At 34.4% G+C, this 22,184-nt stretch carries 20 protein-coding genes and 1 other RNA gene; 16 read left to right on the forward strand and 5 right to left on the reverse strand.

The window, feature by feature from the left end:
- Window positions 1-84: 84 nt before the first annotated feature.
- The 5 genes from bshC to pckA all read left to right on the forward strand — a co-directional run bounded on the left by bshC (window position 85) and on the right by pckA (window position 7,213).
- The gene (gene bshC, locus PUH65_RS03625; protein WP_305520321.1) at window positions 85-1,671 is read left to right on the forward strand and encodes a bacillithiol biosynthesis cysteine-adding enzyme BshC; all 1,587 of its coding nucleotides are present in this window, start codon (window positions 85-87) and stop codon (window positions 1,669-1,671) included.
- 37 nt (window positions 1,672-1,708) lie between these two features.
- The gene (locus PUH65_RS03630) at window positions 1,709-3,640 is read left to right on the forward strand and encodes a LysM peptidoglycan-binding domain-containing protein (protein WP_305520320.1); all 1,932 of its coding nucleotides are present in this window, start codon (window positions 1,709-1,711) and stop codon (window positions 3,638-3,640) included.
- 52 nt (window positions 3,641-3,692) lie between these two features.
- Window positions 3,693-4,571, forward strand: coding sequence for an ACP S-malonyltransferase (gene fabD, locus PUH65_RS03635; protein ID WP_305520319.1), 879 nt, complete (start codon window positions 3,693-3,695; stop codon window positions 4,569-4,571).
- 12 nt (window positions 4,572-4,583) lie between these two features.
- Window positions 4,584-5,480: a GYDIA family GHMP kinase gene (locus tag PUH65_RS03640; RefSeq protein WP_305520318.1), complete on the forward strand. Its 897-nt coding sequence runs from the start codon at window positions 4,584-4,586 to the stop codon at window positions 5,478-5,480.
- 128 nt (window positions 5,481-5,608) lie between these two features.
- Window positions 5,609-7,213: a phosphoenolpyruvate carboxykinase (ATP) gene (gene pckA, locus PUH65_RS03645; protein WP_305520317.1), complete on the forward strand. Its 1,605-nt coding sequence runs from the start codon at window positions 5,609-5,611 to the stop codon at window positions 7,211-7,213.
- 680 nt (window positions 7,214-7,893) lie between these two features.
- Here the strand turns inward: pckA and ssrA are convergent.
- Window positions 7,894-8,292, reverse strand: a transfer-messenger RNA (tmRNA) gene (ssrA, locus tag PUH65_RS03650).
- Between the two features lie 341 nt (window positions 8,293-8,633).
- On the opposite strand from ssrA, the gene PUH65_RS03655 reads away from it, so the two are divergent.
- The 3 genes from PUH65_RS03655 to PUH65_RS03665 all read left to right on the forward strand — a co-directional run bounded on the left by PUH65_RS03655 (window position 8,634) and on the right by PUH65_RS03665 (window position 11,110).
- Window positions 8,634-9,455: a hypothetical protein gene (locus tag PUH65_RS03655; protein ID WP_305520316.1), complete on the forward strand. Its 822-nt coding sequence runs from the start codon at window positions 8,634-8,636 to the stop codon at window positions 9,453-9,455.
- The gene (locus tag PUH65_RS03660; protein ID WP_305520315.1) at window positions 9,455-10,216 is read left to right on the forward strand and encodes a carboxypeptidase-like regulatory domain-containing protein; all 762 of its coding nucleotides are present in this window, start codon (window positions 9,455-9,457) and stop codon (window positions 10,214-10,216) included. Before PUH65_RS03655 ends, PUH65_RS03660 begins: the two co-directional genes overlap by 1 nt.
- A gap of 162 nt (window positions 10,217-10,378) precedes the next feature.
- On the forward strand, window positions 10,379-11,110 hold the full coding sequence (locus tag PUH65_RS03665; RefSeq protein ID WP_305520314.1) for an SIMPL domain-containing protein: 732 nt from the start codon (window positions 10,379-10,381) through the stop codon (window positions 11,108-11,110).
- Window positions 11,111-11,142: 32 nt separating this feature from the next.
- Here the strand turns inward: PUH65_RS03665 and PUH65_RS03670 are convergent, their stop codons facing one another.
- Together PUH65_RS03670 and PUH65_RS03675 are read right to left on the reverse strand one after the other, a co-directional pair.
- Entirely contained in the window at window positions 11,143-11,655 is a 513-nt protein-coding gene (locus PUH65_RS03670) for a GNAT family N-acetyltransferase (RefSeq protein ID WP_305520313.1), read from the reverse strand.
- 98 nt (window positions 11,656-11,753) lie between these two features.
- Entirely contained in the window at window positions 11,754-11,975 is a 222-nt protein-coding gene (locus tag PUH65_RS03675) for a PspC family transcriptional regulator (RefSeq protein WP_305520312.1), read from the reverse strand.
- Between the two features lie 186 nt (window positions 11,976-12,161).
- Here PUH65_RS03675 and PUH65_RS03680 point away from each other — a divergent pair, with 186 nt between their 5' ends.
- From PUH65_RS03680 to PUH65_RS03690, 3 genes are all read left to right on the forward strand, one after another.
- On the forward strand, window positions 12,162-12,689 hold the full coding sequence (locus PUH65_RS03680; RefSeq protein WP_305520311.1) for a hypothetical protein: 528 nt from the start codon (window positions 12,162-12,164) through the stop codon (window positions 12,687-12,689).
- A gap of 112 nt (window positions 12,690-12,801) precedes the next feature.
- Window positions 12,802-13,308 carry a hypothetical protein gene (locus PUH65_RS03685; RefSeq protein WP_305552539.1) on the forward strand — a complete coding sequence of 169 codons (507 nt, stop codon included), beginning with the start codon at window positions 12,802-12,804 and terminating at the stop codon, window positions 13,306-13,308.
- Between the two features lie 334 nt (window positions 13,309-13,642).
- On the forward strand, window positions 13,643-14,368 hold the full coding sequence (locus PUH65_RS03690) for an AAA family ATPase (RefSeq protein ID WP_305520309.1): 726 nt from the start codon (window positions 13,643-13,645) through the stop codon (window positions 14,366-14,368).
- Window positions 14,369-14,538: 170 nt separating this feature from the next.
- Here PUH65_RS03690 and PUH65_RS03695 read toward each other — a convergent pair whose 3' ends face one another.
- Together PUH65_RS03695 and tilS are read right to left on the reverse strand one after the other, a co-directional pair.
- Window positions 14,539-16,608 carry a thioredoxin family protein gene (locus PUH65_RS03695; protein WP_305520308.1) on the reverse strand — a complete coding sequence of 690 codons (2,070 nt, stop codon included), beginning with the start codon at window positions 16,606-16,608 and terminating at the stop codon, window positions 14,539-14,541.
- A gap of 41 nt (window positions 16,609-16,649) precedes the next feature.
- Window positions 16,650-17,951 carry a tRNA lysidine(34) synthetase TilS gene (tilS, locus tag PUH65_RS03700; RefSeq protein ID WP_305520307.1) on the reverse strand — a complete coding sequence of 434 codons (1,302 nt, stop codon included), beginning with the start codon at window positions 17,949-17,951 and terminating at the stop codon, window positions 16,650-16,652.
- Between the two features lie 90 nt (window positions 17,952-18,041).
- Here tilS and PUH65_RS03705 point away from each other — a divergent pair, with 90 nt between their 5' ends.
- The 5 genes from PUH65_RS03705 to PUH65_RS03725 all read left to right on the forward strand — a co-directional run bounded on the left by PUH65_RS03705 (window position 18,042) and on the right by PUH65_RS03725 (window position 22,130).
- Window positions 18,042-18,878, forward strand: a complete 837-nt coding sequence (locus tag PUH65_RS03705; protein WP_305520306.1) for an OmpA family protein — start codon at window positions 18,042-18,044, stop codon at window positions 18,876-18,878.
- Window positions 18,879-18,978: 100 nt separating this feature from the next.
- A complete protein-coding gene (locus tag PUH65_RS03710) occupies window positions 18,979-19,626 on the forward strand; it encodes an O-methyltransferase (protein WP_305520305.1) in 648 nt (215 codons plus the stop codon).
- A gap of 15 nt (window positions 19,627-19,641) precedes the next feature.
- Window positions 19,642-20,352, forward strand: a complete 711-nt coding sequence (locus PUH65_RS03715; protein WP_305520304.1) for a C40 family peptidase — start codon at window positions 19,642-19,644, stop codon at window positions 20,350-20,352.
- 48 nt (window positions 20,353-20,400) lie between these two features.
- Window positions 20,401-20,886 (forward strand): DUF1648 domain-containing protein, encoded by a 486-nt coding sequence (locus tag PUH65_RS03720; RefSeq protein ID WP_305520303.1) that lies wholly within the window; start codon window positions 20,401-20,403, stop codon window positions 20,884-20,886.
- The gene (locus tag PUH65_RS03725) at window positions 20,886-22,130 is read left to right on the forward strand and encodes a 3-deoxy-D-manno-octulosonic acid transferase (RefSeq protein ID WP_305520302.1); all 1,245 of its coding nucleotides are present in this window, start codon (window positions 20,886-20,888) and stop codon (window positions 22,128-22,130) included. Before PUH65_RS03720 ends, PUH65_RS03725 begins: the two co-directional genes overlap by 1 nt.
- The last annotated feature ends 54 nt before the right edge of the window (window positions 22,131-22,184 follow it).

The following is a 22,184-nucleotide window of genomic DNA, read 5'->3' on the forward strand; positions in this document are numbered from 1 at the left end:
TCAATCACAATCAATTCTTTTTTTTGACCTTTGCGAAGTGAAACGCCTTTGCGCCCTAAAAAGCACTATAAAAATCAGATTATTTTGAAAAAACTAACCAATATCCCTTTTTTAGAAATTGAAAGCATTCCTTTGCTCATCAAAGATTTTCTGACTCAAAAAATTCCGGGTTTCGAATCCCAGTTTTTTAACTTAGAAAATATTGAAAAGCAGTTTCTGCAAAAAGAAAAATCTTTTTCTTCCGAGAAAAGAAAAGTGCTTTGTGAAGTTTTGCAAAATCAATATTCAGATTTCCCGCAATCCGAAAAGCAGCAATTTAATCTTAAAAATTTAGAATTAGAAAACACTTTCACCGTAACGACTGGACATCAGTTAAACCTTTTTACCGGACCTGTTTTCTTTATTTATAAAATTTTACAGACCATTAAATTGGCTGAGTTTTTAAATCAAAAATTTCCAACTAAGAATTTTGTTCCTTTATTTTGGTTGGCTTCTGAAGATCATGATTTTGAAGAGATCAATCATTTCAAAACCGAAAATCATTACTACGAAACCAAAGCAAAATATGGTGGCGCAGTAGGAAGAATAAAAATGGAAGATGATTTTTTCATTTCTCAGTTTGAAGAAGAATTTAAAGATTCTGTTTTCGGAACTGAATTGATCTTATTATTAAAGCGCGCGTACAAAAAAGGAAATACGCTTTCCCAAGCAACCCGAATAATCGTTCATGAACTTTTTTCTGATTACGGATTAATCGTTATCGATGGTGATGAAGCGAAATTGAAAACGGAAATGAAAACGGTATTCAAAGATGAATTACTGAATCAAAATTTATTTGAAACAACTAAAGAAACCGTTGATTTCTTAACTGAGAAATACGGAAAAGTTCAGGTGAATCCACGAGAGATTAATTTATTTTACCTTTCAGAAACGCGAGATCGAATTGCCTTTGAAGATAATAAATTCGTTATCGTTGATACAGAGAAATCTTTTAGCGAAGAAGAAATTTTAGCCGAATTAGAAAATCATCCCGAAAGATTTAGTCCGAATGCTTTAATGCGTCCAGTTTATCAGGAAACGATTTTACCCAATATCACTTATATCGGCGGAAATGCCGAAATCATGTATTGGCTTGAACTCAAGAATTATTTTGAAAAACTCGATCTTCCTTTACCGATTTTGATTCCAAGAAATTCGATGTTGATGATTTCTGAAAAAACGGTTTCTAAAACGAAGAATTTAGGTTTAGAAATTAATGACTTTTTCAAAAACTTCGCCGTTGTTACGAATGATATTTTACTGGAAAATAATGAAATCCTGCCTTTGTTAAATCAACAGGAAACTCAATTAAAAGAGCAATTCAACCATTTAAAAACAAAAGCAGAATTAACGGAGAAAACCTTTGGTAATTTAGTAAAAGGAGAACAAACCCGACAGTTGAAATCCTTCGACCGAATGAAAAAAAGATTGCTTCGTGCCGAGAAAATAAAGCAGAGTGAAAAACTGGAACGTTTAGAAAATTTATTTCAAAAGATTCATCCCGGAAATACCTGGCAGGAAAGAAATTACAACTTCTCTGTATTTTACGCAGACCTCGGCCAAGAGTGGCTTCATAGTTGTTACCAAGACTTAGAAGTTGAAAATTCCGAATTAATAATTTTTACTATTTAATTTTAAAGCAGTATTTTTGTAAATATTTATCTTAAAGATGATCAAAAAGTTTCTTATCACAGCTGGTCTAACAGCAATTGCAGGTTTATCTGCCCAAAAAACCCATACGGTGGAAAAGGGCGATAACCCGTATAATATCGCAAAAAGATACGGCATGACCGTTGATGATTTGGTGAAATTAAATCCAAATTCAAAAGACGGAAAAGTAACGATCGGCGAGGTTTTATTGATTAATAAAACGGGCAATAATTCTGCTGCTACTCCAGTGAAAACTGAAGCAAAATCTACTGCATCTACGAGTAAATTAGGCAAGATTATTCTAAAACCTAAACAAACAATTTATGGTATCACCAAGCAATATCAAATTTCTGAGACCGACCTTCGCAAGTTGAATCCAGATTTGGATTCTCATATGAAGATTGGTGACGAAGTGACTTTGCCTTTAACTAATATTCAGAAATTTGGTGATGCTCAGCAGGAAGTTGTTGCGACAACCGAAACAGCAAAACCTGTCCCCCAACCAGAACCAATCAAGGCTGTAGAAACAGTTGCAGTAGACGAAAATTCTTATACGGTACAGCCAAAGGATAATTACTTTAAACTTTCCCGTAAATTTAACCTGAATCAAAAAGAATTGTTTGCACTCAATCCAGGTTTAGAAGCAAAAGGTTTGCAAGCAGGTGATGTTATTGTAGTTAAAGGAACTACGCAACAAGTTCAATCTGAGTCCAAAGCAACTGCGGTTTCGCAAAATACAATTCCATCAACTTATTCTACCACGTCGGTTTCAGATGATTACGTAACTTATACTGTGCAAGATGGTGATACGGTTTTCGGACTGTTGAATAAATTTGGAATTACTTTAGACGACTTACTTTCATTAAATCCCAACTTATCTCAAGGTTTAAAATCAGGAATGGTTTTAAAAATTAAAAAATTGGATTCTGCTTATGTGAAAAAATCGGGTGACGCATTAAACGTAGTTTTAATGTTGCCTTTTGGTTTTGACAGTGGTGATTCTAAATACAGAAGTTTATCTCTCGATTTCCTTTCTGGCGCAAAACTGGCAATTGAGAGAAATACAAAACAAGGTCAAAAACTTGATATCAAAGTAATCGATGCTGGAAACGAAAAAAGTTTTAAAAATTCTCTAACTCAAATCAATCAAGATAATACTGACTTGATTATTGGACCCTTTTTTAAAACCAGTGTTCTAGAAGTTTTAAATTATGTGAAAAACAGCAAAATCCCTGTAGTTGCGCCTTTTGCTAATTCAGAAGATTTGCTGGCTTACCAGAATTTAATCATTATCGAAACCAATGATTATATTTATGCCGATCGAATTGTAAAAGAAGTGAAAGATGTTTTTTCTGATCAGAAAATTTATGTTGTTTCTGATGCAGACGAATCTATGGCAAAATATTTAGAATCCAATTTGAAAAAAGCCCTGAAAAATCCAAATGTTATTTTGGTGAAATCAGCGTCTGATATTCAACCCGATCAAAACATGATGACGGGCAATCCGGCACCTGTTATTGCAATTCTTGCAAATAACAGCGATGAGGCTGGAGATGCATTTGCCAATAGAATGATTGCGCTTTCTAAGAATGTTGCTGGCGTAAAATCTTTTAGTTTGTACTATTCTCCGATTTTTGAAAAGAAACAGGATGAATTAAGTCAAAGCAATTTGGTGTATTTAATGGATCGAAAAATCGATACAGAAGGTACATTTGAAAAAGAAATATTGGCAGATTACAAAAAGAAATATTGTAAAGCACCTTCAAAATATGCCGTCATCGGTTTCGATGTAGTTAACGATATGTTGAGCCGTGAGAATAAAAAAGGAGAGATCTTTAAACAAATGAATAAGGTGCAAACGCAGTTGGCTACTAAATTTGAATTTGAAAAAACAAAAACTGGAGCATACGTCAACAAAGGTTACCGCGTAGTTCGTTTAATTCCAAACTAATAAAAACACATCAATTTTAAATGTGATTTTTTAATTTATCGTAAATAATTATATGAAAGCACTTGTATTTCCTGGGCAAGGTTCACAATATGTCGGGATGGGAAAAGAATTATACGAATCCCGAAAAGACGTCAAAGATTTGATGGATTCTGCTAATAAGATTTTAGGCTTCGATATTTTGTCGGTCATGTTTACAGGCACCGATGAAGACTTGAAAAAAACCGAAGTTACGCAACCAGCTATATTTATTTATTCTGTTGCAGCCCTTAAAACAGCATTGAATGGAGTTGCGCCTCAAATGGTTGCCGGGCATTCTTTAGGAGAGTTTTCTGCTTTGGTTGCTAATGGCGTATTAAGTTTTGAAGACGGCTTAAAGTTGGTTTCTACGCGGGCAAAAGCAATGCAGGATGCATGTAACGCGAACCCAAGTTCAATGGCAGCAATTCTCGGTTTAGCCGATGAGGTAGTAGAAAGAATTTGTGAAGAAACTCCTGGCATCGTGGTTCCTGCAAATTACAACTGTCCTGGACAATTGGTGATTTCTGGTGAAACTGCAGCGGTAGAATTGGCTTGTTTAAATATGAAAAAAGCGGGTGCGAAACGTGCTTTAATGCTTCCTGTAAATGGAGCTTTTCATTCTCCATTGATGATGCCAGCACAAGAGAAATTAGCAGCGGCTATTAACAATACCAAGTTTTATAAACCGACAATGCCAGTTTATCAGAATATCACAACCACTGCGGTTACTGATCCTGAAGAAATTAAACTCAATCTGATTGCACAATTAACTGGACCGGTAAAATGGACGCAAACTATCCAGAATATGATTCTAAAAGGGGCAACTTCTTTTGTAGAAGTGGGGCCAGGAAAAACTTTGCAAGGATTGATCAAAAAAATTAATAATACGGTAGGTGTTTCGTCTGCCCTTTAAAAAATAGCGAGTATGATTTTTTCCCCTGGAAAATTATTGCTCACCTCGGAATATGTCGTCCTGGATGGCGCTTTGGCTCTTGCCGTACCTACAAAATGGGGGCAAGAGTTTTTTGTTGATGAAACTCCAGACGGCAAATCTTTGGTTAACTGGACTGCGCTTCATCAGGGCAAACCTTGGTTAAATGCAAGCATCGATTATAAAAACGGGAACGTTTTAACGACCAATATCCCAGATTCTGCTGAGTTTATATTAAAGGTTTTGATGAAAGTAAAAGAACTTTCGAGCATTCGGTTGAAAGATGATTCTTCTTATTCTATCATCACTAATTTACAGTTTCCGGCGAATTTTGGCTTAGGAAGCAGTTCTACTTTAATGAATAATCTGGCGCAATGGTCGCAGATTGATGCCTTTGAACTCAATGAAACCTGTTTGGGTGGAAGTGGTTATGATGTCGCGGTGGCTCAGCAAAAGTCAGCAATTCTTTATGCAAATCGACCAGAAAGATTGATTCAGAAAATAGACTTTAATCCTGATTTTAAAAAGGAGTTCATTTTCATTCATCTTAATCAAAAACAAAATAGTCGGGAAGGGATTAGTCTCTATCGGTCTAAAGAAAAATCGCCGGAATTAATCGAAGAGTTTTCACAACTGACACAACATGTTTTGGAAGCAGGGACTTTAGAAGAATTTTCTGATTTAATGATTCTTCACGAAAAAAAATTAAGTTGTTTTCTAGGAATTAAACCGATTAAAGAAAAATATTTCGAAAACTGCCCGAGTTTTGTTAAAAGTCTCGGCGCTTGGGGTGGTGATTTTGTAATGAGTTCTAGATTTTATGGTTTTGAGGACTATTTTCAGGGACTTGGTTTTCCGACTGTTTTCTCCTATGAAGATTTAATTTGCTGAAAATCAGTTTTTTAATGGATTTTTAAAATCTTGCAGATTCTGATGAATATCACTATTTTTAAATCTTCTTGAATACAATTAATCAGTAAATTTGTTTTTTAATAAAAAATCAGAAATAAAAAGACGTTATGAAGAACATTAAAATCATTCAGCAACTACATAATCTGGGCATCACTGGGTATGAAGAAGTATCTTATAATCCAACCTACGAGGAATTGTTTGTTGCGGAAATGTCTAGCAAAAATACAGGTTTCGAAAAAGGAGCAGTAACTGTTTCTGGCGCTGTAGCTGTAAAAACTGGTGAATTTACAGGTCGTTCTCCGAAAGACCGTTTCATTGTAAAAGATGATGTGACCAAAGATACTATTCACTGGGATGGTAAAGTAAATTTACCAACTACACCTGAGGTTTTTGAAAGTTGTAAGCAGTTGGTTTTAAAACAATTATCTTCTTCAAAAAAAATATATGTGGTTGACGCTTTTTGCGGTACCAATCCTGATACAAGACTTAAAGTTCGTTTCATTATGGAGGTTGCTTGGCAAGCGCATTTTGTTACGAATATGTTTATCCGTCCTTCTAATTTTGAATTAGAAAGTTTTGGGGAGCCCGATTTCATCGTAATGAATGGTTCTAAAACTACCAATCAAAACTGGAAAGAGCAAGGATTAAACTCCGAAAATTTCGTGATGTTTAATTTAACTCAGAAAATGCAGATTATTGGTGGAACTTGGTATGGTGGCGAAATGAAGAAAGGAATGTTCGCAATGATGAACTATTACCTTCCATTAAAAGGGATGGCTTCAATGCACTGTTCAGCTAACGTAGGTGAAGATGGAGATGTTGCATTATTCTTCGGTCTTTCAGGAACTGGTAAAACTACGCTTTCTGCAGATCCAAAAAGATACTTAATTGGTGATGATGAGCACGGTTGGGATAATAACGGAGTTTTCAATTTTGAAGGTGGTTGTTATGCTAAAGTTATTGACCTTTCAGAAGAAAAGGAACCAGATATTTTCAAAGCAATCAGAAGAGATTCTTTATTAGAAAATGTGGTGGTAAACGAATACGGTGAAGCAGATTATACCAATAATTCAATTACAGAAAACACTAGAGTTTCTTATCCAATTTATCATATCAGTAAAATTGTATTGCCATCTAAAGCAGGACATGCTAAAAAGATTGTTTATTTATCGGCAGATGCTTTTGGAGTATTGCCCCCAGTTTCTATTCTTAATGAAGATCAGGCACAATACCATTTCCTTTGCGGTTATACCTCAAAATTAGCCGGAACTGAAAGAGGAATTACGGAGCCAGAACCATCTTTCTCTCCAGCATTCGGTGAAGCATTTTTAACTTTGCACCCAACGATGTATTCTAAAACCTTAATCGGAAAAATGCAAGAGCACGGCGCAAAAGCTTATTTGGTAAACACCGGTTGGAACGGAACAGGAAAAAGAATTTCTTTGAAAGATACGCGTGCAATCATCGATGCAATTATTGATGGTTCTATTGACAAAGCAGAGAAAACAACAATTCCTGTTATGAACTTAGAGATTCCTACTGCATTACCAAATGTTTCAGAAGGAATCCTAGATCCTAGATCAACTTATGCAAGTGCTTCTGAATGGGAAGTTAAAGCAAGAGATTTAGCAGCGCGTTACATCAAAAACTTCGAACAGTATTGCGATAACGACGAAGCTAAAAGATTAGTTGCTGCGGGACCACAATTGTAAGAATTGTAGTTTTTAAATATAGATTCCCTCAGTTTTTGCTGAGGGAATTTTTTTTTATTTTTTCAATTAAGAATTGAAATTAGATATGTTAATACAAAGGAGTTCGACAGCATTTATTAACTCCTTGATTATAAGTTTAATTCTGTTTTAAAATTTACGAATGTTCGTTATGTTTCAGATAATATTAAATATGAGAGAACTGACATGTATATATAGGAATTGTGATTTTTAAATTTGTTCCCAATGTGTTCCCAGACGCTTTCTTTTCCAATTAATATAGGTTGAGATTTCACCTTATTTTTTTTCTGATTTTAATTTGCTTAAGAGTTTTTGTATTCCATTTTCCATTGCTTAATTAATTGCTCATCATCTTACAGAGGTGCACTCATCATTTTGTAAGGCAAATAATTACACAACAAATCCTCCAACCATTCATCGAATTCTTCTTTCGATGGGTTTGGATTAGTCGTATAGAATGATTTTTCGTAATTCCAGAAAAATGCTCCACTTCATGATAGGGTTGGAGGATGTTGTGTTTCTCCTTTGTAGTATTTGCTGAAATATTTTTTGTTCCCATCCTTGAAATATTTTTAAATGATTCAAATTTATTTTAAAAAAGAACGACTTTCTGCTGAAAAAACAAAAAAAGGCACTTAATTAAAAGTGCCTAATTTCATGCTTCGTGGAGTTGGAGGGATTCGAACCCTCGTCCAAACAAGCAATACATAAGATTTCTACATGCTTATTCTGCGATTAATTTTCGACTATAAACAGAGCACAGACACCCAATTTACAACTTAACTTCTTTGGTTTTCGATCCCGAACCGAAGTCTTTCGGGACTTATTTCTGCATTGCTATGCCTCAGAATCAAACGCCGCAGAACGGAGCATTTGCGAGACATCTTGCCTCCTTACTATCTTCGGGAGAACGCTTGAATCCTACTTTATTCAGATTAAGCTGCAAGAGCGAACTCTTGGTTGCCAGTTAAAAGTTTGCAGCAAGGGATTAAAGAGATCGCGCTACGGTTCTCTGCATGCTTACTTACCCATCGATCTTGCTGTCGAAACCAGTCAACCCCAATGTTTTTGTAAGACTGCAAAGATAAGCAAAAATAGTGCTATAATTAAAATCATTTTCTAATTCTATACTCAACCTGGTCAATGTTTCTACTCGCGCCTTTCGCAAAGTGAAACGTTTTTACATCCGTAATTTTAGCATCGAACCTCTTATGAATATTTGTGTCTTTGCGATTAAAAAACAGCATAGTCAATATTATTAGGTAGAAATTTTAACAAAAAACAAATCTCGATTTTCTAAAAAAATCATAAAACCCGTTAAAGCAGGTTAAAGTTCCTCTTCCTAAAAATCTAAAACACCAAAGCGGTTAAATATCGAATTATATTTACTGAAATAACCTGAATGAAAACAAAACTATTATTTGCCCTTTTTCTTTTTTCAGTTTCATTTCTGTTTTCACAGAAAAAATACATTATCGGGAATGTGAAAAACGAAGTTCAGAACAATATTTCTCAAACTTATATTTATAATTCTCGTACTGAAGAAATTGTAATAACCGATACTTCAGGAGACTTTATTATTTCTGCGATCCCATCAGATGAACTGCGTATTGTAAAAACGGGTTTCGAAAGGTTGACCTTAAAAATCAAAGAGGAAAATTTCACCCAACCCTTAAATCTAATTCTTAGTAAATTACCTTTCGAAATAGAAGAAATAACCATCGCTTTTAATCCAACCGGAGATTTAAAAAAAGACCTTGACTATTTCAAAACCTCAGAGAGGAAGCTGAAACTAAATAACGAAATGAGCCAATATATGCGTGGCCCTTTAAATGAAGTGATTCCTCAAAATACAATTCCGTCGATGTTTGCACAGAGAAAACCAGGAGACGGACAAATCTCTCTTCTGAGTGTTGGTAGTGGTGGAAATGGCGGAGTTTTAGGATTTCTGGCGGGCGCAATTGCTGGTAAGAAGAATAATCCTACGCCTCTAAATTATGCTGAGGTCGAAGATTTTTATCGTCGTGTAAAAGACGTCATAGATCTCGATTATTTCAAAAATTATGGTTTGTCAGAATATGATTTTGATATTTTTCTGGCGTATGTCGATCAGGTAAATTCACTTTCAAAGAAGTATCATAAAAACTTTAATAGAGCAGTCATTGAATCTGAACTCAAAATTGCTTTGGTTGATTATCTTAAAACTCACAAAGTCGGCTCTTAATGGTTCGAATACTTTTATTACTCGTCCTCTCTTTTTATACCTCGTTATTTTCTCAGAAAGTTTCTGGAACAGTAACCGATGAAGATCAAAATCCAATTCCTGCAGTTTTGGTTTTTAATATGAAAACCGAAGAAAAATCCTACACGAACCTCAATGGGGAATTTTCTATTGATGCAAATGCAAAAGATGAATTGCGTTTCGTCCGCCAAGGTTTTGAAAGAAGTTCTAAATTGTTGACTTCCCAAGAAGTTTATACTCCTTTTTCAATCACTATTTTTCGCACTGTCCAAGAAATTGAAGAAGTAAAAGTCCCTGCCGTTCGATTAACTGGCGACTTAAATAAAGATTCCAGAAATTTAGCAAAGTTCGATAAGGTAGCAAATCTTCAAAGAGAGGTTGGTGTTCCGGAACCACCAGAAAAGCCAAGAGAAACGCCATCTGATTTTAAAAATGATGTTTTGGTAGCATTGTTAGGTTTAAGTCTTAAACCTCAAGCCATTTATAATTTAATCAGTGGTGATGCAAGAAGAAAGAAAGCGCAATATCGCTATGATGATCTTCAAGATAATATCCTTTGGATAAAAGGTAAAGTTGGTGAAGAGTATTTTATTAAAATGGAAATTCCTAAAGAGAAAATTTCTGAATTTCTCCAGTTTTCACTGGGAATAAAACCCGAGATTAATAAATATATTAAAAGTCAAAATCGCTCGAAAGTACTTTTTATTTTAGAAGATACGCTTCCGGAATATCTCAATCGTTAAAATAGTTCTACAGTTTCTAAATCTGTATCTGTTTTTGATTGTTTTGAGATCCTTTTTTCAAGCATTTTACTTTGATCTCTTTTGTGGTTCAAGAAAATAATTTATTACTATCTTTAATCCTGATAAATAATTTAGCCTAAAACAAATAAAAAATACAAACAAATGAACAAAAATATAATCGCTATCGCCATTGCTTCCGCCGGTTTTATTATTGGACTTGCCTTTTTAGGAAGCGCCATTAAAAATAGAAATAAATCCGAAAATACAATTTCAGTGACTGGTTTGGGATCTAATAAATTTACCTCAGATTTAATTGCCTGGAGTGGAAATTTCTCGCGGAATAGTTTTGAACTTAAAACTGCGTATGACGAATTGGCGAACGATAAAAAAGTAATTGAGAATTATTTAGTTTCAAAAGGAATTCCGAAAGATCAAATGGTTTTTTCGGCCGTAGATATTCAGAAACAATTCAATTACGGAACCGATGAGAACGGACGAAGCACTCAGACTTTTGCTGGTTATCAACTTTCTCAAACGGTTTCTATCGACAGCAAAGAGGTCGCAAAAGTTGAAAATCTTTCCCGAAATATTACAGAAATTATTAATCTCGGAATTGAATTTACCTCTTCACCACCAAATTATTTCTACACCAAACTCGCCGACGTGAAACATCAAATGATTGCTGATGCAACAAAAGATGCCAAACAACGCGCTGAGAAAATCGCTGAAAATGCGGGTGCGAAACTCGGCAACTTAAAAAAAGCAACCATGGGAGTTACTCAAATTACCGCTCCCAATTCTACGGAAGAATATTCCTACGGCGGAACGTTTAATACTTCTTCCAAAGACAAAGAAGCGAGTATTACGATTAAGTTGGAGTATGAGGTGAATTAAAAAGTTACTTCCTTAAATCTCCATCGAAGTTTTTAAAATTGATAAACTTTAGAGTGTAATTCCATCTCAATCTCTTTCACATCATCAACCGCAAAATTGCTGAGAATAAATAAATTCATCGAACTTTTCCCGGGACCATAACTTGGTTGAATATAATCTTCGGAAATAATCGAGAAGCCATTTCTTAAATAGAAATTAATTCTTCGTTCTGCCATTTCATCTAAATGACTCGGTTCGGATTCTAAAACGAGGTTTCCAAATTTGTCTTTTACTTCTGCTAAAATCTTTGAACCTAATTTTAAGTTCCGAAATTCTTCAAAAACTTCAAAATGTTCCAGATAATAACAGTGTTTTAATTTCCAAAGAATGACGTAGCCAACGTGGGTTTCATCATTTTTCACAGCGAAAATAAAACTGTCAGGATTTTCGAGTAAGGCTAAAAATTGAACTTCATCGCGTCGTTCATCTTCCGGAAAGGTTGTTTCGTAAGCAGCATAAATTCTGGAAAGTTTTTTGCGCGTTTGTAATTCTTCAAACCAAATCATAGTAATTCTTTATATTTTTTAATCCAATCGTAATGGAGGAATGCTGATATATTGTGAAACAATTTGCCGATTAAACGGGGGAGATTACATCATCAATATTATAAGTCAAAAACGCTGGGTCGTCTCGTGATAAACATGTCTTTAATCCACAGCGTAAAAGCCAATCCTAAATAAATAAGAAAGAAAACCCCCGCCGTCGCAAAAGTAGAGTAAATGAAAAACACCCGCAGTTTAGAAACCGGAATACCCAATTTGGCACCCATTCTTGTGAGCACTCCAAACCATTGTTTTTCCATTTTATGTCTTAGGTTATCCAGCATTTCTAGAACGTTTATTATAAATTCAAAGGTACGAAACTTCCTTTTAAAAAATGCAAGTTGATTATTTATAAGTGAACCATTGCATTCGTAGTTGACTTTCAGGATTTATTTTACGGAATAATTTTGGCTTTTAATAATAGATTAAAAACCTGGCTGAAAACTTTCACAAAATAAAACATATTTAAAATGAAAAAATTACTTGCAATCCTTCCATTATTATTAATGTCTTGCACCCAAAAAGAAGTGGTATCCGAAAATACATTAAAGAATGATTCAGCCATTGTTTCAGATGGAACCGTTATTAATAAAATAGACTCTGCTGCGAACGGAAATGTTTCAATTGATGAAGACAACGCGTTAAAAAAATCTTTTAAAAAAGACAGAGTTGTAGAAGCAAACAGTATCATTGAAACAATTGATTCGGACATGATTCCCATCACAATAGCTGATGAATTTACCAACTCCGACCAGCAAATGGTTGTAAAAATTAAAAACTTTAATAGAAATAACATCGTCGGAAAAATCACTTCAGAAAATCCGAAAATGAATATCCGTTTCAATCAAATTAAATTGGCGAACGGTGATTACGACGGACCTTTCGGACGAGATATCAAGTACGATATTAATCAAAACGGCGAAATATGGCTCCTCATCGGTAAAAGCAATATGGCTTCGAGTGACGTAATAGGAAAATTTACTGTAACCTTAGAATAACAGTAAGATCATTTTTAAGAAAATATTTTCTATTTGAAAAAAGTTAGGATGAGGTAAAAAAACAATTGGTACAATTTCTGAATAGAAACAATTAATATAAATTACTATTATTATGAAAAATATGTTTTTATCCGCAATCGTTGCTACGGCGACTCTTGCAAGTTGTTCCACGGTTTCTTCGATTTTACAAAATACTTTTCCTTATAACGCTACGGTTTTGGTAACTTCAGGGTCGCCTGCGAATACCATTTTATCCAATGTTTCTGCCGCTCAAAGTATTAATCAACTCACAGGTTCTGGGGCAAATGTTAAAGATATTCGCGTTTCAAATGCCACGATTTCTGTGAATTCAAATACCAGTGTTGGACTTTTCAAATCAGTAAAAGTCTATCTTTCGAATAACGGCAGCAATGAAGTTTTGGTCGCTTCCAGAGAAGATATTCCAGACAATGTTGGGAATTCACTCGCTTTAGATATCAACTCCAACCAGGTTTTAGACAAGATGATGAAAGCGGGTAGCGTACAGCAAAGATTGGTTTACTTGCTGAAACAATCTCCAACTTCCGATATATCTGTGAAAACTTCAATCGGATTTAGCAGCCTTCCAATTACGAATTAATTTATTTTTTTAGAAGCAACAAAATTTTCGCTTCTTAGCAATTTCAGTCCGGCTGTCCGTTGCAATCTTTTTTAACTCGTTTTACAACGAGCCAAAAAAAGGATTTCCACTTCCATCCGGGCTAGAATAACATTCATATATACTTTTGAAAATAACCAGCATTTATTGTTGGTTATTTTTTTTGAACACAGATTTCCACGGATTTTTTCACAGAACATTAAGAAAGCATTCATCTGTGCAAATCTGTGCAATCCGTGCGCATAATATTTATGATTTCCCACCGCAACCCGATCTCAAAATTCTTCGCTAAATTTGTACTTAGAAATTTCTACTCATGAATGTATTCGACCTTATTATCAATGACAAAGAAGTAGTTTCTTTAGAAGATGTTTTTCTGAATAAATACAATCTCCAAAATATTCAGCAACTCATCAAAGAATACAGATATGTTGAAGAATTAACTAAATACGGGTTGCCAGTCAATAATAAAATTCTCTTGCAGGGAAATTCCGGTTGCGGAAAAACGACGACTGCGAAAGCGATCGCAAATGCACTTGGGAAACCTATTTTAATTCTAAACTTAAGCAATATCGTTTGTTCCAGAATTGGTGAAACTTCCCAAAACATTAAACAAGTTTTCGATAAAGCAGCCCGTGAAAAAGCCGTTCTTTTCCTCGATGAATTCGACCAGATCGGAAAAGAAAGAGGAAGTGATGACAAAGATGTTGGCGAAATGCGAAGATTGGTCAACACGATTATTCAACTCATCGATTATTATCCTGCAAACGCTTTACTGATCGCAGCAACCAATCATGCAGAAATTATCGACCTTGCTTTATTGCGGCGTTTTCAATTGCGCATCAATTTCGAAATGCCCAATGCAGAAGTTTTAGATACTTATTACGATAAAATTTTAAAACCATTTCCGACAGATATGCAGAATTTCGAACGAAATTATAACATCTCTTTTGCCGAAGCCAAAGATTATGCATTTACCAAAATCAAATCTGCACTCATCGGGAAATTAGAACGAGAAGAGAAAAATCTCAAATCAAGTTAGAAAAAATTCAATCATGAGATTTACCAGAGGTTTATTTCATGTAACGCTATAATAAAATCTTTCTAACCTTAATGGTTTAATAAAAAAATAACCGACAATCACTGCCGGTTATTTTTTTATCAAAATTCAAAAGTCTATAATCTTTTTTCTATTATCTATTAGTCTGAAATTTATTTTCCTTTCTTGAAAAACGCAATTCCACAATCCAAGAACGCTTTGAAATCCTCTTTCGGCATATAACCGGAAACGGGAGTATTAATTACTTTTCCATCTGGGGAAATCAAAACATAATGCGGTTGCGAATTATTATTAAAGTTAATTTGTTGGAATAAACTCCATTTGTCACCAATCGTTTTAATTTTTTTCTTCTGGCCGTTCCCCATATCAATGGAGGTTTGCTCGTTTTCAGGCAACGCTTCTTTGTCATCAACATATAAAGACACAAGAATAACTTCGTTCTGAAGCGTTGGCAAAATATCGGGTTCGCTCCAAACGAATTCTTCCATTTTACGACAGTTTTCACAACCGTAACCGGTGAAGTCAACCAATATTGGTTTGTTTTCTTTCTTCGCAATTTCAAGTGCTTTGAAATAATCATGTTCGGGATGCATTCCAAGAATTCCATCACCTTCTTTATGCAAATAGCTCACATTAATCGGAGGAAGAATTCCACTCAAATGTTGAAGTCTCGGTCTTTCTGCTGGGAATAAACCTTGAATTAAATAAATTACAAAACCAATTCCTAAAACACCAATAATTTTTCTGGTTATTGAAATTTTAGCATTCTTATCATCGTGTGGAAATCTGATTTTTCCGAATAAATAAAGGACTAATCCAATAGAAATAAGAATCCAGATTACAATAAATAATTCTCTTTTTAGGAAGAATGTTTTTGAAACTAAATCTGCTTTTGATAAGAATTTTAAAGCCAAACCTAATTCAACAAATCCTAAGACCACTTTCACGGTATTCATCCAACCACCTGATTTTGGTAGACTTTGCAATGCTTGAGGAAAAAAAGCCAGTAATCCGAAAACGATTGCCCAAGAGAATCCAAATCCAGCCAAAGCATAAGTCAATAACATTGGAACGTTTGAAGAACCTGTAACTGCACTTCCTAATAAACTTCCCAGGATTGGTCCGGTACAGGAGAATGAAACAATGACCAATGTTAAAGCCATAAAGAAAATTCCGATAATTCCACCGGCATCTTCTGCTTTTGAAGATTTGTTGGCGATTGAACTCGGCAAAGTAATATCGTAGTATCCGAAGAAACTTCCAGCGAAAAATATAAAAATGATAAAGAACGTAACATTCAACCAAACTGATGTTGAAATTTGATTGAAAATGTTTCCTGCAATTCCATCAATAATATGAAAAGGAACACTTAGTAATACGAAGATGAGTAAAATAAAGAAGCCATAAATAAAAGCGTCTCTTTTTCCTTTTGCTTTGTCTTTTGCTCCTTTGGTAAAAAAGGAAACCGTTAACGGAATCATCGGGAAAACGCATGGCGTGAGCAAAGCGATTAAGCCACCGAAAAATCCTAGTAATAAATACGTCCAGAAATTTTCGTTATTGCTTTGTTTTGCAATACCGCAATCGGTTTGTGGATTTTCAAAATCGATGCTCGCTACTTTCAAACCGTCTTGTGTTGCAATTGGAGCAACAGTCGTAGTTTCTTCAGTTGGAGGAGTTGCGACGCTATCTGGTTTTGTGCCTGTAACTGTTTCGGCAATCAGTTCTTCAGAAGACGTTGGAGCATCTGCCGCAACTGCAGTTGGCGTCACTTTTTGTTCAAATTCTAAAGTATTTGGCGCCAAGCAAACTCGGTCATCACAAGTTTGATATGTGATTTCTGCAGTTACATTTGCTGGTTTTGCGTTATTTTTAAGTTTAAATTTTTGTTTAAATAAAACGGAATTGGAATAATAAACAATCTGTGCACCGAAGGCTTCTGAAAACTCGTCATGTTTTTTACCAACTTCCTGTACTTTACCAATGAGGGTGATTCCATCTTTTGAGGATAGTTTCATTTCAGTCGGGATTCCTGAATCTTGTGGTAAGTCTTGGGAATAAATGTGCCAGTTTTTATCGATTGTTGCGGTTAAAACTGCTTCGTATTCGTTGTTTGCTAACGAGTTAATTTGATATTTGAATTTTACAGGATCTTTGATTTGTGCGGTAACTCCTTGAAAAAGGAAAAGAACAATGAGGATCAACCAATTTTTAAATTTCATGTTATATTTACTTTTTTGCGAACCATTAACCTTAGTGAACGCTATAATTTTACTTTTATGATTTTTGAACTTTCTGTCGATGCAGCAAATCTTCGGTCTTGGCGAAATGAAATAATACCTAAAACTTTATCGCTTTCATCGCACAAAAGCCAGATTTTTTGCTGGGCTAAAATAGGTATTTTTTCATCCTTAAAAAATTTTGAGATTTTCTTTTTGCCTATCATTCCGATTGGATGAAATATATCACCCGTTTTTTTACGCCTTAATTTTAAAGGGAATTGAATTTTGTCACCATCAATTTTCCAATTGGTTTTTCCTAATTCTTTGATTTCATGATGAATATCTTCCGGAATGATTATCTGATTATCTGAATTCAATTCCAAAATAATTTCATCTTCGTTTTCCTTTACTAGTGTATCTACGATTTTTTTAACAATAAAGATTTCCCGATCGATGGTTAATTGAAATTCAGTAGAAATAAATTTCTTTCCGGTTTTGGCTTTTCTGATTTTTGCGATTTCTTCGACTTCATTAAAACCATATTTTCTCAAGATTTCAAATTGAATAAAATCACTTTGATCTAAAAAAAGTTCTTTGTTAATGCTTAAATAATCTTCTTTATTAATGATAATTTCTTTTTCAATTTCCGAAATCTTCTCCTCAACAAAACTTTTAGTTTGATTCAGGTATAAAATACTTTTGCTAAAGTTCTTCAGAAAATTCTCATTGATGTTCAATAATTTAGGCGCGATTTCATTTCGAATCTTATTCCTTAAATAATCATTTTTTTGATTGGATACATCTTCCCGAAATTTGATCTTATTTTTTTTGGCATAATCATAAATTTCTTCTTTAGAAAAACCAAGAAGTGGACGGAGAATTTTATTTTCATGCGCTGGAATACCACTCAAACCTTTAATTCCAGCAGCTTTAGAAAGATTGATGATAAAGGTTTCAAGTTGATCATTTAAATGATGTGCGGTAACAAGGAAATCTAAATTTTGCTCCTGCTGAACTTTCCGAAAGAATTGATATCGAACATATCTCGCCCATTCTTGAATCGAGTTTTTCGGTTTTTTATCTTTTTCGGAAATTTGGTAAAGATGAAAAGGAATTTGGTTTTGTCTGCAAAAACCTTCAACTAATTTTTGGTCTTCATCGGAATCTTCTCCTCGAAGTTTATAGTTGATGTGGGCAACTTCAAAGTTTAAATTAGCACCTTTAAATAAATTCATTAGTACCATAGAATCTACACCACCACTTACGGCAAGTAGAAATTTGGAGTTCTTGTAATCCACCTGAATTTCATGAAGAGATTGCTGAAAATCGTTTGTGTTAACCAATTTTTAAGGATTTTTTAAGGAATATTTAGCAAAGATAATTCTTCTAATCAAATTGTATTTGCTATTTTTGGGATACTAAATAAAAAAAATATGAATATCGGAAAAATTGGAGCCGTTTTAGGAATGGCAGCGCTGATGACTTCTTGTGTGAGTCAGAAAAAATTTGACGCTATAAAACTTAATTACGACCAATGTATCACCAATGTTGGAGAGAGACAACGTGAAATTCAGGATTTGAAAGGTATTAATTCTGGATTGGCAAGTGAAAATGCTTTGTTGAAAGGTCAGAATGATGCGTTAAAATCTTCACTTGATGCTTGTTTATCAAATACAGGAAAGGGTTCAGCCAACATCGACAAATTAATTGGAGAGATTAATTCTTCAAACAAATACATCAAACAGTTAATTTCTACCAATTCTAAAAACGACAGTTTGAACCTGGCTTTATCTAATAAACTAAAACGTTCGTTGGATAATATCGCTGACAGCGATGTTCAGGTGAAAGTGTTGAAAGGTGTAGTTATGATTTCTTTGTCTGATAATATGTTGTACAAAACTGGAGATTATAACATTTTACCTGCTGCTCAAGATGTGCTAGGAAAAGTAGCGAAAGTAATTAATGATTACGATACTTATTCTGTATTGATCGAAGGTAATACTGATAATGTTCCGTTGAATTCTGCCAATTTACCAAAAGACAACTGGGATTTATCTGCCTTGAGAGCCACTTCAATGGCGAAAGTTCTTCAAACAAAATTCGGTGTAAATCCGGCGAGAATTACAGCGGGTGGACGAAGCGAATACAATCCGAAAACGACCAACGCGTCAGTTTCAGGAAGAGCGGAAAACAGAAGAACAGAAATCATCATCATGCCTAAGTTAGATGAGTTTATGAAATTAATGGATATTGCTCCAGTGAAAAACTAAGCAATTATTTCAACGAAATACAATTAAACCTTGTCAGGAATTAAAGCCTCGACAAGGTTTTTTGTTTTAAATGCTTAAATTTGTTTTAAATTAATAATCCATGAGTTTTTTTGAAGAACAATGTCCTGAAATGGATCGCTATTTAGAAAATCATGCTTTGGCAGAACCTGATATTTTGAAAAGACTGCGAAAGGAAACTTTTCAGAAAACCACTCAGCCGCACATGATTTCTGGTTATCTGCAAGGAAGACTTTTGGCTATTTTATCGAAGATAATTCACCCGAAAAACATTCTGGAGATTGGGACTTTTACTGGTTATGCAACTTTGTGTTTAGCAGAAGGACTGTCAAAAGACGGAAAAATAACCACATTAGATATCAATGAAGAATTGGCTTATTTACCGAAAAAGTATTTTCTGGAAAGTGAATATTCTGGGCAGATTGATTTTCAGTTAAAAGATGCAAAAGCGTTTTTAAAAGAAACTGATGAGGTTTTCGATTTTGTGTTCATCGATGCGGACAAAGAAAATTATGTAGAATATTTTAATTTAATAAAACCAAGAATCAAAAGTGGAGCAGTTGTGCTTTTTGATAATGTGTTGTGGTACGGAAAAGTTTTAGAAGAAAATCCGAAACAAAAATCCACCCAAATCATCAAAGAACTCAACGCCATGATTGCAAAAGATGAAGATTTCGAAAATGTTATTTTACCTTTGCGCGACGGACTTCATTTAAGCAGAAAAAAATAAACTTTAGGAATAACGATGAACAAAGGAATTTGTACGGTTTCGGTGGCTGCAATTCGCGCAGAAGAATCTCATCAGTCAGAAATGACTTCGCAACTTCTTTATGGAGAAACCGTTGATATTCTTGAAAGCAAAGGGAAGTTCATCAAAGTCAAAATGGATTTTGATGGTTATGAAGGCTGGATTGACGCCAAACAGATTTCTGAAATTTCTGAAGAATATTTCCTTGAAAGAAAAACTGAATTGGTATTGAATCCCATTCAAATGTATAACACATCACAAGGGCCAATCTTATTATCGATAGGAAGTGAAGTGAATTCGGAAAAAACAGAACCTTCATTTTTACACGTCGAAACAGTATCAGAAACTGCAAAACAATTTCTAAATGTTCCGTATCTCTGGAGCGGCAGAAGTTTCTTCGGAATAGATTGCAGCGGATTCGTACAGTTGATTTATAAAGTTCACGGAATCTCTTTACCAAGAGAAGCCCAGCAACAATCCGAAATAGGAGAAGTTCTAAGTTTTGTAGAAGAAAGTAAACCTGGTGATTTGGCCTTTTTTGAAAATGAAGAAGGAAAGATTACACACGTTGGAATGATGCTGAATGATTATCAAATAATCCACGCTTCTGGAAAAGTGAGAATCGACTCTTTAGATTCCACCGGAATTTTTAATAAGGAACTTAATAAACACACTCATAGACTGCGATTTTTGCGCAGTGTTTTTTAAAAAAAATATAATGCCTAATTTAGAGCTTACTGTTTATTTAAAATCATCATGAAAAAATTACCCTTTTACCTGAAGATTGTTTCATTTGTTCTTTTGATATTTATCTGGGATTATATTTTTATGAATTATCGGGATTTGCCACTTTCGGTTCCGATTCACTTCGACTGGGACGGGAAACCAAATTTTTACGTGCCCAGAATTATGATCTGGTTTTTAGCCGGATTTGCAACGTTTATTTACCTGCTTATTTTTTATCTCATCAAGAATATTAATTCTCCAATGTTAAAAATGCCTCAGAATATAAAAGAGGCCACCATGAAAGCAGAGAGAATCGTGAGCGTTTTTCATTTGATCATTATGTTGATATTAACCGTAATTACTTATGAAAGTATTGCCGTTGCATTAGAAAAAAATGATGTGGTAAGTCCGGTAACCAATTACTTAATCGTCGTCCTTTTTTTAGTAATCATCGTAATGATGGTTTATTCTTATTTTATTTCTAAAAGACCGATTTCTCAAAACCCTCTTAATTAATGTTTCTATACAACCTTTTTATCCGCTTGCTGATTTCAGGAATGAAAGTAGGCGCCATCTTTAATTATAAATTAAAGAAAGGTTTGGCCGGAAGAAGACAAAGTTGCGATTTGGTAAAAGCAAAATTCACGAAAGACGATAAAATAATTTGGATGCATGCTGCAAGTTTGGGAGAATATGAACAGGGGCTTCCTGTCTTAGAGAAACTCAGGGATCAATATCCAACTCATAAAATTCTAATTACTTTTTTTTCACCCTCAGGTTACGATAATGTCATTAAAAAAAATACGATTGCAGACGTCGTTTGTTATCTTCCTTTTGATACTGAAAAGTGGGTTAAAGAGTTTATATCAAATTTTAAAACAGATATTTTCTTCACCGTAAAATACGATTACTGGTATCATCTTTTAGAAGAACTGAAAAACCAAGGCGCAAAAATTTATGTAGTTTCTGCCTTATTTTATGAAACTCAAGTCTTCTTTAAAGCCTACGGAGGTTGGTTTGTAAAGCAACTGAAAAAAAATGTGGATTTCTTTTTTCATCAGACTCAACATTCTACTGCGTTGGCAAAAGGAATTGGTTTGAAAAACTCCATGACTGCAGGAGATACGCGCTACGACAGAGTTCGTAAACTTCGAAAGAGAGATAATTCGGTCAATTTTATTGATGAATTTAAAATGGATCACAAAACAATTATTTTTGGAAGTTCCTGGGAAGCAGAAGAACGTTTGGCAGAAATGATCGCCGCAAAAAATAAAGACGTAAAAATCATTATCGCTCCACACGACTTAAAAAGAGTTCCCTATTTAAAAACTATTTTTCCCACAGCAATTCTCTATTCGCAGATTACAGATAAGGCTTCTTTGCGCTATTTAAATGTGAAAATCTTAATTGTGGATTGTATTGGTTTGCTTTCTAAATTATATTCTTACGGAGACTTAGCCGTTGTTGGTGGCGGTTTTCACTCGAAAGGTTTGCATAATATTCTGGAAGCAGCAACATTTGGAATCCCTGTTTTCTTCGGAAATCAATATACCCAAAACCCAGAAGCCGATGCGCTTATTGCCAAAAATGGAGGGAAATCTTTTGAAGACGAATTTTTTGCTGCACCTTATCTTTTAGCATTGTTAAGAGACGATGCTTCTTTGGAAAAGATGGGGAATAATGCGAGAAATTTTATTGAGGAACAGCCGGTTGCTTCTGAAATTATCGTAGCACAAATTGTTAAAAAGCATCAAGTTTAAAATACAATTGCAAAGACGGAATTAAAGTTCACTTATATCTACTTTTAAAATAAA

Origin of the sequence: Kaistella sp. SH40-3, from assembly GCF_030686865.1 — a bacterium.
Lineage (GTDB): Bacteria > Bacteroidota > Bacteroidia > Flavobacteriales > Weeksellaceae > Kaistella.